This window comes from Myxococcus sp. CA040A (assembly GCF_013336725.1).
GTDB lineage: Bacteria > Myxococcota > Myxococcia > Myxococcales > Myxococcaceae > Myxococcus > Myxococcus llanfairpwllgwyngyllgogerychwyrndrobwllllantysiliogogogochensis.
Map to the genome: position 1 here is coordinate 1,013,733 of NZ_JABUMR010000002.1, position 12,910 is coordinate 1,026,642.

The window sequence follows — 12,910 nt, forward strand, 5'->3', positions numbered from 1 at the left end:
CTTCCACTCCTGAATGATGAACACCCAACACGCGATGGTTCGCTGGGGCCTGGTGCTCTTCGTGGCGGTGGCGCTGGCCTCTCCGGGGGCGTCGGCGCAGGTCGTCAAGAAGAAGCGCGCGGCGCCAGCCCAGGTGGTGGCGCCCAAGGCGAAGGCAAAGCCCAAGGCCGTCAAGACTCGCAAGGCGGCCGCGCCCAGGGAGGAGCCCAAGCGCCTCGTCGTGCTGACGGTGGAGGGTGATCGCGGCGGCAAGGTGCGCGGACAGCTCGAGTCCGCCCTTCGCCGCGCGAAGCAGGTGAAGGTGCAGTCGCTCAAGCAGTACGCGACGCTGGCGAAGAAGGACGGGCTGAAGGGCGCCGCCCTCTTCACGGATGCAGGGCTCGTCGCCGTGGCGCCGAGGATGAAGCTGGACGCGGCCGTCACGGGCACGGTGGGCCCCTCGGTCCTGACGGTGCGAGTGCTGGATGCAAGCGGCGCCGTGCTCGGTGAGAAGGACGTGAAGCTGACCCGAGGCAAGCTGTCTTCCGCCGAGGCGAAGAGCGCCGTGCTCGCCGTTGTCGAGTCGCTGTCGGGCGCTCCCCGCGCCTTCGAGCCGCCCGCGAGTGTCACTCCGTCCGAGCCGATCCAGCCCGCCGAGCCAGTGGCGCCTCCTCCCATCGTGGCCGAGGCCCCGCCGCCGAAGACGCCGCCGCCCGCCCCTGGCGAGGGCGGCTCCATCATGATTCCCAGGCCGGAGGTGCCCGCTCCCGTCGCGGAGCGCCCCGTCGAGTCGCCGAAGCCGCTTCCCCCGGCGGAGCGCCCCGCGAAGGTGCCTGAGCAGACGCCGGAGGTCGTGGCCATCGGTCCGCAGCCGACGGACGGTCCCCCTCCGATGGACGAGGACCCGGAGTCGCACACCACCACGGACCCGTTCCTCGAGGTGGCGCTGGATACCGGCTCGGGCGGCACGGTGGGCAATGAGCCCGTGCGACCGCCGCTGGCCCGGCTCACGCTGGGTGGCACGACGACGTGGCGCAAGTACTGCGCGCGTCCGGGCGTGAAGTCCTGCGACGAGTTCGACCGGAAGAGCGAGGACGAGCAGCTCGGGGACCGCTCGGACTACGAGTCGACGGTGCCGTACCTGGGCATCTCCGCGGAGCTGGAGCTGCTGCCGCTGGCCCGACACGCCTCGCCGCTGCGGGGCCTGGGCGCGGTGCTGGGCTATCGGCGCGGGTACGCGTCCACGAACGTGACGCTGTTCAACGATGCGGGCCAGTCCGTCACGCGCGAGGTGGTGGCCACCGACTCGGTCCTCACCGCGCAGGCGATGTATCGCTACTACTTCGGCCTGGGCTCGTCGCAGCTGCTCGGCTACGCGGGCGCGCGTGCGGGCCTGCTCACGCGCTCCTTCGACGTGGACGAGTCCGCGGACAGCCCGCTGTCGGGCACCCATCGCCTGTATCCCGCGGTGGGCCTGGAGGTGTCGGTGCCGTTGATTCGCCAGGTGCGCCTGGAGGCGGCGGGACAGCTCTTCATCAGCCCTCAGCCCGGCCACGGCTTCGACGACGAGGGCGGAGCGCTGGACCTGGAAGTGAGTGACTACGGTACCTCGGTGTCGACGTTCGGCTGGGAAGCGGAGCTGGGCGTGGCCGGCGAGCTGTGGGGCCCGTTCGGCTACCAGGTGCGCTTCAAGGTGTCGCGCTACAAGGACACCTTCAGTGGCCCTGGCACGCGGACGGGCTGGGACAACGGGGGAGTGGCCGAAGACACGTACTCCAGCATCCACTGGGGCCTCACCGCGTCGTACTGACACGGCGGGCGACTTCGGGGCGCGGGGGCGGTAGTGCTCGCGCCACCTCCCACACGGGGCGCAGCGCCTGGGCGACGGCTGTCACCACGTCCGCGAGCTGCTCGGGGCGTCCCTCCGGTTCACTGGCCCGGTAGCGCGCCCACTTCTCCAGGCTCCACGGGCTGCGACCGAAGTCGTTGTCGACCAGCCGCTCCATCAGCGCCAGCGAGTCCCCGCGTGCGTCGAACGCGAGGCGCAGCGCGGGAGGCAGGAGCGCGGCGTCCAGGGGCGCGTACCGCGTGAGGAGGTACACGTCGAAGAGGTCCTTCGGGCGGAAGCGGCCCTTGCCGCGCTCGAAGAGGCCATGCACCTTCCACGCGAACAGTGTCTCCGCGCGACAGGCGAGGACGTGTGCGGGAGCCGCGTCCGAGGACTCGTAGTCGATCCACTCAGGAGGAGGCTCCATCGGGTCGCCGAAGCCCAGGTCGATGCGCAGCTCGAAGGGAGACTGCACCCCGGGCAACTGAGTCTCCACGTGGACGCGCACGCCGGGAAACTCCGTCTCCTCCCAGATGACCTCGGAGCGGAGGGCGCCGAAGGTGAAGCCATCTCCGGTGTCATCCCGCAGCAGTCGCTCCAGCCGGTCGACGGACTCGCGTATGTCGAAGGGGATGCCCGCGAGGAAGTCGAGGTCCTCGACGGGGCGAGGCACCGGGCCGCTCCAGCGGCGCATCATCAGCCCACCCCGGAGGACGAGAGCGGGTGCGTCGGGCGAGCGCGCGAGGCGGCGCAGGACGGCGATTCCCGCGCGCAGGGGAAGGGTGTGTGCGCTCACGGCGCGGTCTCCAGCCAGCCCCGGTCGAGCCCGAGGTTGGAGTCGTAGACGGTGAACTCCCGCAGTCGCTGCGTCAGCGTCAGGCCCAGCCCGGAGAGGTCTTCGAGGAGTGCGTTGAAGCGTGCGTCGGCGTTCGCTTTGCCCAGGTGGTGGACGCGGAGCGTGACGAAGCGCTCGCTGGCGCCGTCCTCGCGAAGCTTGCGTGCGTTGCGTGACAGGTGGGCGCCGTGCCGCGTGCAGCGGGCATGCAGCGTGTCCAGTCCCTCGCCGCTCGCGGGGATGAGGGCCTTCACGTGGAACTCGAAGTAGTTGGCGGGCTGGGCGCGCGCGGTCTCATCGTCCTCGGGCATGTCGCGGTTCTTGCCGAGGGCCTCCAGCTTCATGCGCGTCACGTCGAAGCCCTCGCTCGCGAGCGCGCGCGCCATGCCCCTGACTTCCTCCAGCGCCTGTCGGAGCGTGCCGTGGTGGTAGGAGGCCGTCATGGGCTGGAAGGGCTCGGCGCCTCGACCCAGCTCGATGAAGATGCACTTCACCGAGGCCGCGTCGCAGAATGCGCGGAAGCGCTGGAGGTCCTCCTCGGTGCGGGCGGAGACGGTGAGGTGCGCCTCGTAAGCGCCACCCGGAGATGCGATTCGCAGTCGGTCGGCCAGCTCCAGGTAGGGGCGGTGCCGCATGTTGAGGTAGAACTTGTTGCGAGCCATCTCCCCGAGCGTGCGCTGGTAGCCGTCTGGCAACCACGCGCCGTCCCAGCCGTAGCCACCGTCGCCTCGGGGCGCGGTGAGCAGCATGCCTTCGATGGCGTCTTCGAAGAGGGTGACACGGGTCGGGTCCCCTTCCTCGGAGAAGGCCACCGCCACGCGGGTGCGGCCCCGGCGGCCGCCGTGCTTCGCGAAGAAGGCGCGCTCACCCAGGGCCAGTAGCTCCTTCTTGAAGCGGGCGCCGGTGAAGCACTCTCCGTCGTCCAGCTCCAGGGCGGTGGTCTCCACGAAGCAGGGCTCGCCGAGGTGTGCATGGGCGGCCAGCACCTTGCGCTTCGCGATGCCGCCGAGGTCCAGCGGGGCGGAAGTGCCGTCCTCCGCCGAGGTGAGCCCCGGCAGGGCGAGCTTCTTCCAGGTGATGTCGAGGCCGGCCAGCAGGCGGGAGACCTCGTCGGCTTTGTATTGGTTACCGGTGACGAAGAGGGCCCGAGTCACGGGAGCACGTCCTTCGATGGGAGCGCCGCGGGGCGCCAGTTCCAGATGGCGGGACGCCCGGTGTTCTCCGGCAGGAGGCTCCCATCCACCTTGTCGCGACGGACATACTTGGTCAGCAGCTCCACCCTGACACCCGCGCCGTCCTGGCGCTCGAGCCTCCACACGGCCCCCTCAACGGGGTCCAGGGCGTGGTGGAACCCGCCGGGTGGAAGCAGTGCCATCGCTGTGTCGATGTTCAGGGGGCCACCCTCGTGGATGACGCCCGGCATGGTGAACCCACCCGCGCGGACGCGGGAGGTGAGCTCGACCCAGGGCAGGCGAGCACCCTGGCGCATCAAATCGAAGGCGACGAAGGGCTCGTGCGCCAGCGCATAGCGGGTGCCGTGGGCGAGCGCGAGCCACTCGCCCACGAGCCACTCGCCGGGCTGGAGCACGGCCTTGAAGCGCTCGGCGTGGGTGGAGACCCACGAGGACCAGAGCTGACGGGCCTCGTTGGGAGAGTGGGCGGCGAGCCGACCCTCGCGTCCCAGCGCGATGACCTCGTCTCCCAGTCGGGCCGCGGCGACACACGAGCCGTCCAGCTTCTCCAGGACGATGACGGAATCACGCGCATCGCGGAGGCGCTCGGTGCAGATTCGCGCAAGCTCCAGCGACAGGTGTTTGTCCGCGGGGCCGGTGCGGGAGCCAGGCAGGTGGGGAATCGAGCCGTAGGCCTTGCGACCCAGCGGGCGCGGAGCGTCGTCAGGGGATGTCACCACCCCCTGACTATGCCCTCGGCGTCGGACTATTGCTGGTAGGTCGGAGCGAGCACTCCGCCCAGCGCGGAGTCCCGGACTCCTGGCACCAGGTCGAACGTGTTCTCGAAGGCCCCGTTGTTCGTGGGCAGGAACGTGGTGCCCAGCGCGCCCTCGAGCTGCGTCTCGTCGCTCCCCAGTTCGTACATGAACTCGAGCGCGGCGCTCCGCTCCTGGGTGGTGGAGAGCACGAAGGCGCCCGTCACGATGATCTCCGGTCGGTGCCCCTCGATGACGGCGGCCTGCAAGCCCGGACGGTGCTCGGACAGGAACGCGAGTTGCTCGGAGGGGACGATGAAGATGTTCGCATTCTCCCAGGGGTCCGGAAGCGGGCCACCCACCCACCCGGGTATCTTGAAGCGGTAGGGCACGGTGCCGCAGTACTCACCATCCAGGTCGTAGGCGTGGATGCCGCTGGCATGGGACTGGGTCTCTTCCGCGTCGGGAATCGTCGCGGGCATCTCGAGGCCCATTTGCTCGAGCCAGCTCAGGTCCACCGCGTAGGCGAGGTGGCTCCACCAGGCGGGCCTGCCAATGGGGAACACCCATTCCCATTCGTCGTTCCACACCGCGAACCCCGCCTGCAAGATGTCGAGGTTCGAGGACCGATGGATGTAATCGCAGTACAGGGGGCGAGCGAAGCCTGTCGGCGTGGGGGCGGCGCACTCCGCGCAGTCCTCCTGGACGCAGCGGTTGGAGTCGAGCTGAAGCGCTGGAATCATGCTCGCCTCGAAGCCTCCATAATCGCCGTAGGAAGAGTAGTCGTTGTAGATCCCGTTGGAGGCATAGGCGCACCAACGGGGAGGATTCGCCGACTCGCACTCGGGGCACTCACCGGGGATGCAATAGGGCGCGACGATGCCAGCTTCCAGGAGCGCGGGCGCCATCGTGTGATTGCCCACCACCACGTCCGGGGCGTTGCCTCCGGCCACGGCGACCATGAGGCTCGTGTAGAGGTCCTCCTGGCTGGAGAACTGGGACACCGCCACGGTGTGGCTGGGATTGTTGTCCTCGAAGCGCTGGACCGAACTGTTGAAGGCTGCCTCTGTCTGTCCATTCAAGGCATGCCAGACGGAGATCTGCGCCTGCGCCGAGGCCAACGGGCCTTGAAGGCAGGTGACCAGCAGCACCCACTTCAGGATGACGGTTCTCATGGACTCCCCCGATTGCGTTCAGCCTCCGCCACGGGCACGTTCCACCGGCGCGGAGGCCCCTCCGATGGAGTGGCACGGGAGTATGGGTGAGTCCTGACCTGCAATTCATCTTAATTTGATAATCCAGGAATTGTCGCCCTGGCTTGTCGCGGTGCTGGCTATTGCACGCGATGCGTTCCCGGCACGGCCCGCTCGCGGTGCTTGCGGGCGGCGCGTTGCAGGGCCCACTGGGGCTCCAGCTCGTCCGGGAAGAAGAGGTCTTCGCCCAACCCGTCGACACGCACCTGGATGAGCGGGTCGGAGGGGTACTGGAGGCCAGGGTCGTCGTAGACGAGGGCCACGACGGTGCCGGTGCGACCGAGGAAGCCCGGGCTGATGGTTCCGTCCGACGACGCGCTGATGACCGTGACGGGCTCTCCGATTCGCACCGGCGCTCCGTCCACGTCAGTGCTCACGATGAGAGAGGGGTCCAGGGTCATGGGGCGTAGGAGCGGGGTTTGAGGTGACGTGACAGGACGAGGGCCATCACACAGATGAGCCCCCAGGCGAACAGGTGGTAGCTGGCGACGTGACGCCAGTCCTGCTCGCAGGCCAGCTCGCCGACGAAGGCACCTGTCGTCCCAACGGACAGCCCGGCGCTCAGGGCGCGCAGGGGCTGGAAGGCCGCGCCGCGCAGCATCCACAGCGCCACCACGAGCGGAGCGGCGCCGACGGCCAGGTGGCTCACCGTGCAGACCCAGGCGGGCAGCGAAGGTGTGGTGCTGGGAGAGCCGCGCGCGAGCACGAGCGTCGCCGCGCAGGCCATCGCCAGCCCCACGCCGCCTCGACGCAACCCGTGCCCTCGTGGAGACAGCGCGCCCCAGGCGCACACGGCACTCGTCGCCAGCAACAGCAGCAGTAGGGGAACACGCTCCAGCAGCGCGGAGCCCGTGAGCGCGCCACCGGCGAGCATCACTCCGGCCACCCCCATGGCCAGGCCTCCGGACGAAGCCATCAGCCACGCGGCCTGCGTGCGCCAGCGACGCACGGGCTCGCGCAGGGCCAGCTCTCCGCGCGCGCTCGCGAGGGCGCGTTCGAGCGAGGCGCCGTCCGTGCGAGGCGTCTCGTTGAGCAGGGCATCGATGTCGATGGGCGCCTTCATCACGCCTCTCCCAGCCCGCTGAGGAGCTCACGGAGCTTTTCGTAGCCCCGGTGTGCCCGCAGTCGCGCCGCGCCCGCGCTGATTCCCCGGAGCGCGGCGATCTCGTCGAACGACCAGCCTTCCACCTTGCTGAGCACCACGGCCTCGCGGTGGTCGGGGGGAAGTCTTTGTAGCGCGTCCAGCAGGTGCCGGCGGAGGGAGGGGTCCCCGGAGGGTGGGGGGGCGGATGTGGGGCCCGCTGTGCCCTCGCCCGAGGAGTAGGACTCCACATGCTGGCGATGACGCAGGGTGTCTCGCGCGGCGTTGGCGGCGATGGTCATCAGCCAGGGGATGAAGCGGGTTCCGGGCTCGTAGCGGCCCCGGGCTCGGATGACGGACAGGAACGTGGTCTGCAAGAGGTCCTCGGCGAGCGGGCCGTCGCGAACCATCCGCGTCAGAAAGCCCTGCACCCGCCCGGAATGCCGAGCGAAGAGGGCCTCGAAGGCGTCTGGTGCTCCGTCGCAGAACCGTTCCATGAGCTCTTCGTCCGAGGGACTCCCCATCACCCGGCTCATGGACGGCCCGCCCTGAAATGTGTTTCCAGCGCGGAGTTCGCGCGGTCCTTCACTCTCAACCCGGCGGAATCACGGACGATGTCGAGCGCCGCGCCGGGAGTGTTCACCCGGGCAGCAGCACCAGCCGAGCAATCTCCGGCGGTGCTCCCACGCGCATCGGGGGCCCGACGAAGCCGCAGCCCCGGCTGACGTAGAGCTGGGAGTCGCCGGTGCGGCTGAGGCCCGCGTTGCGGCTGCCCCAGATGGCGTCGCCCACGAGGTTGCCGGGGAACATCTGCCCGCCATGGGTGTGGCCGGAGAGCTGGAGTCCCACGCCGCGCCGGGCGACCTCGTCGAAGTTGGACGGCTGGTGCGCCAGGAGGACGGAGGCCCGGTCCGGGCTCACTCCGCGCAGGGCGGCATCCAGGTCGTACCCGGGCTCGCCCATCCGGGCCGCGCTCCAGTCGTCCACGCCCGCCAGCATGAAGGACGCACCCGTGTCGCCGATGGACACGGCGCGGTTGCGCAGCACGGTGATGCCCAGCCTCTCCAGGAAAGCCACCCATGACGATGCGCCAGAATAGTAGTCATGGTTGCCCGTGACGAAGAACACTCCATTCCGGGCACGCAGCCTTCCGAAGCCGGCGACAAAGGCACCCAGGCTCTCAACGGACCCATCCACCAGGTCGCCGGTGATGGCGATGACGTCTGGCTTCAGGGCGTTGGTGCGCGCCACCAGCTCGTCCACGAAGTGGCGCTGGAGGACGTCTCCGACATGGATGTCGGTGAGCTGCACCAGGGAGAACCCGTCCAGGGCCCTGGGGAGCCGGGGCAGGCGCACTGGGATGTCGCGCACGTCGGGTGGGTGAAACGCGCGCCACGCCCCGAACGTGCTCACGCCCGCGCCCGCGAGCCCCGCGCCCACGGCCAGGCCTCCGGTGAGGATGGCCCGGCGCTCGGGAGAAGGCGGCTGTGAGGGCTGCTCCGGTGGCGACGCGGCGCGACGGACGCGCCACCGCACCGCGCGCTGGACCAGCTCCACGGCCAGCGTGAAGAGGAGCAGGTACAACACCAGCCCCATCCACACGAGCAGGCCGATTCCCAGGATGCGCACGAACTCGGAGGGAAACAGCGTGCCGAGGAAGCGGAAGCCAACGGCCCCCAGGAAGCCGAAGCCGAACACGGCCTGGGCGCCGAGGCGCAGCCCCCGTCGCGCGGTCTGGTCTCGGACAAGTCGGCGGTAGAGGTAGACGTGCGCGGTCGCCAGCAGCGAGAGGACCGGGACGAAGAAGATGAGGAGGCTGAGCCAGCGTGGCATCGCGCTCCTGCATAGCGGAAGCCTGTCGGGGGCGCCCGTGCATTTCGCGACGGGTGTGGTGCCCGTGTCGGCAGGCAGGCGGTCACGCTTCTGCTTTCGCGGGCCGCCGCTCCGGGGCAGGCTGGGGCTCGTTCATCGCCGGACTCCGGCCTTCTTCTCGAGGACCCCCATGCTTCGCTCCCTGCTGCTCTGCGCCCTGCTCCTCCCCTTGGTGGGCTGTGGAAGCGAGGACCCCAATACGCCGCCGCTGGGCAACCCGGACAATGGCGACCCCACCAAGGTGACGTACGCGGAGAGCCTGAACGTGGACCTGGCGGCGATGACGCTGCTGCCCAGCGGCCTCTATCTCCAGGACCTCGGGGAGCCGGGCGCGGGCGACGCGGCCACCGCGGGCCGGCGCGTCTATGTGCACTACACGGGCTGGCTGCCGGACGGTCAGAAGTTCGACTCGTCGGAGGGCAAGTCCCCGCTGGACTTCATCCTGGGGCAGGGGCGGGTCATCGACGGTTGGGACCAGGGCATCGCGGGCATGCGCGTGGGCGGCAAGCGGCGCCTCGTCATCCCTTCGTCGCTGGCGTACGGGGCGGAGGGCAGCCCCGGCGCCATTCCCTCGTATTCGGTGCTCATCTTCGACACGGAGCTCATCGTCGTCCGCTGAAGCCCGCGCCGCCGTCGTCGCGCGCGGACCCCATGAACCCGCCTCTCCGGGGCACCGCGAGGGGTGATATAGCCGGCGCACGTCTGCCGGGACGTCGAGGCCCTTGGGTAGGGTCGTCGACGTGGGGGTCTCATCTCCCGGCCAGGGGGACGCGCAATGGCGGGGTCCGAGTCGGAAGTGCCCGAGTCGAGCGGGGAACGCGCTGGTGCGGAGGGCACGCTCCAGGCGCTGCAATCGCTGATGGGGCTGGAGTCGGCCGCGACGGCCGCGCGGCTCTACGAGGAGCTGGGCGCGGCGCAGCGGGAACGCCTGCTGCGTGACGCGGCGTTGACGCCTCCGGACGTGCGCCAGCGGTTGGCGGAGGTGCTGCGGTGGGCTCGGGATTTCTCCGGTGCCGCGCGGCTCCTGGTGGGCTGTGGCGAGGATGCGCGCATGGCGGCGCTCTACGTCCAGGGAGGCCAGTACGTGGACGCGGCGGAGGCCTTCCTGCGCGCGGGTGAAGCGGACCGGGCCGCCGCGGCCTTCGAGCGCGGTGGCGCGCTGGAGCGGGCGCTGGAGGTGTATCGGGGCCTGGGCTCGCGCGAGGCGGTGGCCCAGTGCCTGGTCCGCCTGGGGCGTCCGTACGAGGCCGCGCTCATCTACCGCGAGCTGGGCCAACCCCACGCGGAGGTCGAGGCGCTGGGCAGCGTGCCGACGGGGGACGCGCGGCACGTGGAGTCGGTGCTGCGCATGTGCATGTTGCTGGACGCGGAGGGCTTCACGCGGCGGGCGCTGGCGCTGCTCGCGGACACGATGCGGGGCTCGGAGGTCGCGCGAGGCGACCCGGCGCTGGCCGCGGAGAAGGCGCGCCTCTTGCGCCGCATGGGCATGGACGCGGAGGCGGAGGCCGTCATCGCGCGGCTGCCATCCCAGAGTTCCTCACCCGAGGCCAACGGCTACGGGTATCTCAAGGCGATTCCCATCTTCGGCGAGCTGTCGCTGGACGACATGAAGGACCTGTATCGCGTGGCCCGTCAGGTGCTCATCCCCGCGGGCGCGGTGGTGCTGGAGAAGGGCGCCGCGGGCGTGGGCCTCTTCGTGCTGCTGGAGGGGACGGTGGATGTCTTCAGCGGCACCGAGGACGACGCACGCCGGCTCAACACGCTGGGGCCCGGGGCGTACCTGGGAGAAATCTCGCTGGTCCAGGACGCGCCCGTGTCCGCGCGGGTGAAGGCGCGCACGGCCGTGCGAGCGCTGCGCATCACCCGGGCCGGCTTCCAGCACTACCTGGACACGCACGAGGCCGCCGCGCTGCGCATCTACCGGCTCTTCACCCAGAACCTCGCCGCGCGCGTGCGGGCCCTCAGCATCTGAGGGGCGCCCCCGCTGGTAGGTAGGGTTGACCTCGGCCAATCTTGCATCAGGAGCCGGAGACTTCGAAACTCGCGAATGTCGCTACTTCAAGGAGAGACACCGCATGTCTTCGAAGCTCGTGTTCGCTGTCGTGACCCTGCTGTCGATGTCCGCTTTCGCCGAGGAGGACCTGAAGCCCGCGCAGGAGGAGGCCAAGGCCTCCTTCGAGGAGGCGACCGCCGAGGCGCTGAAGGCGGCCAACGAAAAGTGCGGCACGAAGCTCGCCGTGAAGACGGACTTCCAGAACTTCAAGCCGGAGGACTGGTCGGGCACGAGCTTCAGCTCGTACTGTGAAGCGGCGATCAACGGGGTGACGAGCCTGTGTGAGCGCCCGGCGTACAAGAAGTCGATCGCGAAGAAGGTCACCAGCTTGTCGTGCCTGTTCGCTGGCGTGAAGCCCGCGGACAAGAAGGACGACAGCGTCAACGGGGCGACGCAGGCGAACATCTCGCTCGAAAAGGGCACCCTCACGTACCGCATGGGGAAAGACCACACGAACATCGAGGACAACACCAAGGCCGTGCTCGAGAAGGCGCTGAACTGAGCATGGCGCGGAAGCTGGCGATGATGCTCACGCTGCTCCTGTCCTCGGGGGCCGTGGCGGCGGAGTCCCTGGATGCCTTGTCCCTCAAGGTGTACCGGGGCAAGGATGGTCAGACGCTGGAGGTCGTCGCGCTGGCTCCGCGCGAGTCGTCGGAGGCGGTGCTCCAGGTCCGGGGCGCCGACTCCGAACATGACGGCCTCGCGGTGCGCTGCAAGGCGCGCGGCACGCGAGGTGGCGTCGACTACGTGGCCCGTCATCGCGGCGCGGACTGGGTGCTGGCGTCCGAGCGCGAAAGCGGTGTCTATGACGTCTTCCTTCCGGGCAAGCCTGCCTTCCGCGTGCGGTTCAACCCGGAGGCGACGGAGCGCGCGTCCGCCTCCGAGGTGCTCACCGCGCATTCCCTGCAACGTGAGTCAGGGAGGCTCGCCGCCTTCGAGAAGAAAGCGTGGCCCCACCTGGAAAAGAAGTACACCGCGCGCGCCGCCGAGGCCCTGACGGCGCTGCGCGGTGCTTGTGGCACGACGGCGACCTTCACCTTCGACTGGAAGACGTTCAGTGACGAGGTGATGGCGGACGTGGATGTCTGGGCGGCCTGTGCGCCGCTGCTCACCCAGGCGCGGGCTCGCTGTGCCGCGCTGAAGGATGTCACGGCGTTGACGTGTCGCTTCGGTCCCGCGCTCGCGCTGGATCGCAGTGGGTCCACGCTCGTCTTCACCACCCACCGCGAGGGCGCGGCCGATGGGGCGGCGTTCCTCGGCAGGAGTCTCGGACGATGATTCGACGCGCGGTGGTGCTGACGTGTCTGGTGTCGACGGTGGGCGCGGCCCGGCCCCCGGCGACGCTCGCGGACCTCCAGGCCCTGGCCTCACAGAAGGCCTGGGCGGAGTTGCTCGAGCGCGCGGAGGATGTTCCCGCCGCGACGCGCACGGACTCGTGGCGGAATCTGGTGACGGATGCCGCGACAGCGGAGGTCGAAGCGGCGACGCCCACCGACGAAGAGCCGTTCGCCGCCGCGAGGAAGGCCCGGACCCTGGGCCAGCGGTATGCATTCCTCGCCAAGGCCACTCCCTACACCGCCGCGCGTGACGCGAGCGCGGTGAAGGGGCTGGAGCGCTGCCTCGCGCAGGAGGGGCGCGACTGTGTCGAGACGTATCAGCAGCTCGCGGTGGGCACGGGGCCGGAGTCCGCGCTGAAGGCCGCCCGGCTCGTGAGACAAGGCCGCTTCGCATACGTGGCGATGCCCCTCTTCGTCATGGCGGTGGGGGAGCGGAAGGACTCCGGCGTCTGCAAGGACGAGGCGCTCGGGGAGACGGTGCTCGCGGCGCTGGACCTGCCCGTGGCGGACGCTCGCGCCGCGGAGGCGAGGAAGGTGGCGTTCGAGCGGTGCTGGGCGGCGCTGGGCGCGAAGCTCAAGGCGGCCACGGTGGGCGGCTCCGCCTACTTCCTGGAGAACACCTGCCAGCCCATGCGCGCCCGCAAGGCGCTGACCGAGTTGCAGGACGACCTCTGCAAGGACGCGGGGCACTGAGCCAGGCCTCTTCCCCTGAAATCGCCACGCCGATGCGCGGGCCGAGCGCGCG

General features: G+C 69.9%; 14 protein-coding genes. 6 read left to right on the forward strand and 8 right to left on the reverse strand.

Annotated elements, in window-relative coordinates; genetic code table 11:
* Window positions 1-13 precede the first annotated feature (13 nt).
* Window positions 14-1,789 carry a hypothetical protein gene (locus HUA75_RS46595; RefSeq protein WP_254627489.1) on the forward strand — a complete coding sequence of 592 codons (1,776 nt, stop codon included), beginning with the start codon at window positions 14-16 and terminating at the stop codon, window positions 1,787-1,789.
* On the opposite strand, the gene HUA75_RS10860 is transcribed toward HUA75_RS46595, so the two are convergent.
* The 8 genes from HUA75_RS10860 to HUA75_RS10895 form a co-directional block, all read right to left on the reverse strand.
* Complete coding sequence (locus HUA75_RS10860; RefSeq protein WP_174486318.1) at window positions 1,773-2,603, reverse strand: nucleotidyl transferase AbiEii/AbiGii toxin family protein; 831 nt, start codon at window positions 2,601-2,603, stop codon at window positions 1,773-1,775. The two genes, HUA75_RS46595 and HUA75_RS10860, sit on opposite strands and share 17 nt — an antisense overlap.
* The gene (locus HUA75_RS10865; protein WP_174486319.1) at window positions 2,600-3,796 is read right to left on the reverse strand and encodes a non-canonical purine NTP pyrophosphatase; all 1,197 of its coding nucleotides are present in this window, start codon (window positions 3,794-3,796) and stop codon (window positions 2,600-2,602) included. Before HUA75_RS10865 ends, HUA75_RS10860 begins: the two co-directional genes overlap by 4 nt.
* Entirely contained in the window at window positions 3,793-4,551 is a 759-nt protein-coding gene (locus tag HUA75_RS10870) for an RNA ligase family protein (RefSeq protein ID WP_174486320.1), read from the reverse strand. Before HUA75_RS10870 ends, HUA75_RS10865 begins: the two co-directional genes overlap by 4 nt.
* Before the next feature lie 29 nt (window positions 4,552-4,580).
* Window positions 4,581-5,744: a hypothetical protein gene (locus HUA75_RS10875; protein ID WP_174486321.1), complete on the reverse strand. Its 1,164-nt coding sequence runs from the start codon at window positions 5,742-5,744 to the stop codon at window positions 4,581-4,583.
* A 158-nt stretch (window positions 5,745-5,902) separates the two neighbouring features.
* A complete protein-coding gene (locus HUA75_RS10880; protein WP_174486322.1) occupies window positions 5,903-6,223 on the reverse strand; it encodes a Carotenogenesis protein CarS in 321 nt (106 codons plus the stop codon).
* Window positions 6,220-6,885 carry a DUF1109 domain-containing protein gene (locus HUA75_RS10885; RefSeq protein WP_174486323.1) on the reverse strand — a complete coding sequence of 222 codons (666 nt, stop codon included), beginning with the start codon at window positions 6,883-6,885 and terminating at the stop codon, window positions 6,220-6,222. The genes HUA75_RS10880 and HUA75_RS10885 overlap by 4 nt, the downstream gene beginning before the upstream one ends.
* Entirely contained in the window at window positions 6,885-7,427 is a 543-nt protein-coding gene (locus tag HUA75_RS10890) for an RNA polymerase sigma factor (protein ID WP_174456855.1), read from the reverse strand. Before HUA75_RS10890 ends, HUA75_RS10885 begins: the two co-directional genes overlap by 1 nt.
* Window positions 7,428-7,542: 115 nt before the next feature.
* Entirely contained in the window at window positions 7,543-8,736 is a 1,194-nt protein-coding gene (locus tag HUA75_RS10895) for a metallophosphoesterase (RefSeq protein WP_174486324.1), read from the reverse strand.
* Between the two features lie 169 nt (window positions 8,737-8,905).
* Between HUA75_RS10895 and HUA75_RS10900 the strand changes: the two genes are divergently transcribed.
* The 5 genes from HUA75_RS10900 (at window position 8,906) to HUA75_RS10920 (ending at window position 12,858) form a co-directional block, all read left to right on the forward strand.
* Window positions 8,906-9,394 (forward strand): FKBP-type peptidyl-prolyl cis-trans isomerase, encoded by a 489-nt coding sequence (locus HUA75_RS10900; protein WP_141645612.1) that lies wholly within the window; start codon window positions 8,906-8,908, stop codon window positions 9,392-9,394.
* 156 nt (window positions 9,395-9,550) lie between these two features.
* Window positions 9,551-10,747 (forward strand): cyclic nucleotide-binding domain-containing protein, encoded by a 1,197-nt coding sequence (locus tag HUA75_RS10905; protein WP_174486325.1) that lies wholly within the window; start codon window positions 9,551-9,553, stop codon window positions 10,745-10,747.
* Between the two features lie 103 nt (window positions 10,748-10,850).
* Window positions 10,851-11,330 carry a hypothetical protein gene (locus HUA75_RS10910; protein WP_141645614.1) on the forward strand — a complete coding sequence of 160 codons (480 nt, stop codon included), beginning with the start codon at window positions 10,851-10,853 and terminating at the stop codon, window positions 11,328-11,330.
* Between the two features lie 2 nt (window positions 11,331-11,332).
* Window positions 11,333-12,106, forward strand: a complete 774-nt coding sequence (locus tag HUA75_RS10915) for a hypothetical protein (RefSeq protein ID WP_254627490.1) — start codon at window positions 11,333-11,335, stop codon at window positions 12,104-12,106.
* Window positions 12,103-12,858, forward strand: a complete 756-nt coding sequence (locus tag HUA75_RS10920) for a hypothetical protein (protein WP_217446017.1) — start codon at window positions 12,103-12,105, stop codon at window positions 12,856-12,858. Before HUA75_RS10915 ends, HUA75_RS10920 begins: the two co-directional genes overlap by 4 nt.
* The last annotated feature ends 52 nt before the right edge of the window (window positions 12,859-12,910 follow it).

What these genes read in the sequence shown, in the direction of transcription:
- HUA75_RS46595 (WP_254627489.1), top strand. Translation starts at nt 14, where the DNA reads ATGATGAACACCCAACACGCGATGGTTCGCTGGGGCCTGGTGCTCTTC.
- HUA75_RS10875 (WP_174486321.1), bottom strand. Translation starts at nt 5,744, where the DNA reads ATGAGAACCGTCATCCTGAAGTGGGTGCTGCTGGTCACCTGCCTTCAA.
- HUA75_RS10880 (WP_174486322.1), bottom strand. Translation starts at nt 6,223, where the DNA reads ATGACCCTGGACCCCTCTCTCATCGTGAGCACTGACGTGGACGGAGCG.
- HUA75_RS10885 (WP_174486323.1), bottom strand. Translation starts at nt 6,885, where the DNA reads ATGAAGGCGCCCATCGACATCGATGCCCTGCTCAACGAGACGCCTCGC.
- HUA75_RS10890 (WP_174456855.1), bottom strand. Translation starts at nt 7,427, where the DNA reads ATGGGGAGTCCCTCGGACGAAGAGCTCATGGAACGGTTCTGCGACGGA.
- HUA75_RS10895 (WP_174486324.1), bottom strand. Translation starts at nt 8,736, where the DNA reads ATGCCACGCTGGCTCAGCCTCCTCATCTTCTTCGTCCCGGTCCTCTCG.
- HUA75_RS10900 (WP_141645612.1), top strand. Translation starts at nt 8,906, where the DNA reads ATGCTTCGCTCCCTGCTGCTCTGCGCCCTGCTCCTCCCCTTGGTGGGC.
- HUA75_RS10905 (WP_174486325.1), top strand. Translation starts at nt 9,551, where the DNA reads ATGGCGGGGTCCGAGTCGGAAGTGCCCGAGTCGAGCGGGGAACGCGCT.
- HUA75_RS10910 (WP_141645614.1), top strand. Translation starts at nt 10,851, where the DNA reads ATGTCTTCGAAGCTCGTGTTCGCTGTCGTGACCCTGCTGTCGATGTCC.
- HUA75_RS10915 (WP_254627490.1), top strand. Translation starts at nt 11,333, where the DNA reads ATGGCGCGGAAGCTGGCGATGATGCTCACGCTGCTCCTGTCCTCGGGG.
- HUA75_RS10920 (WP_217446017.1), top strand. Translation starts at nt 12,103, where the DNA reads ATGATTCGACGCGCGGTGGTGCTGACGTGTCTGGTGTCGACGGTGGGC.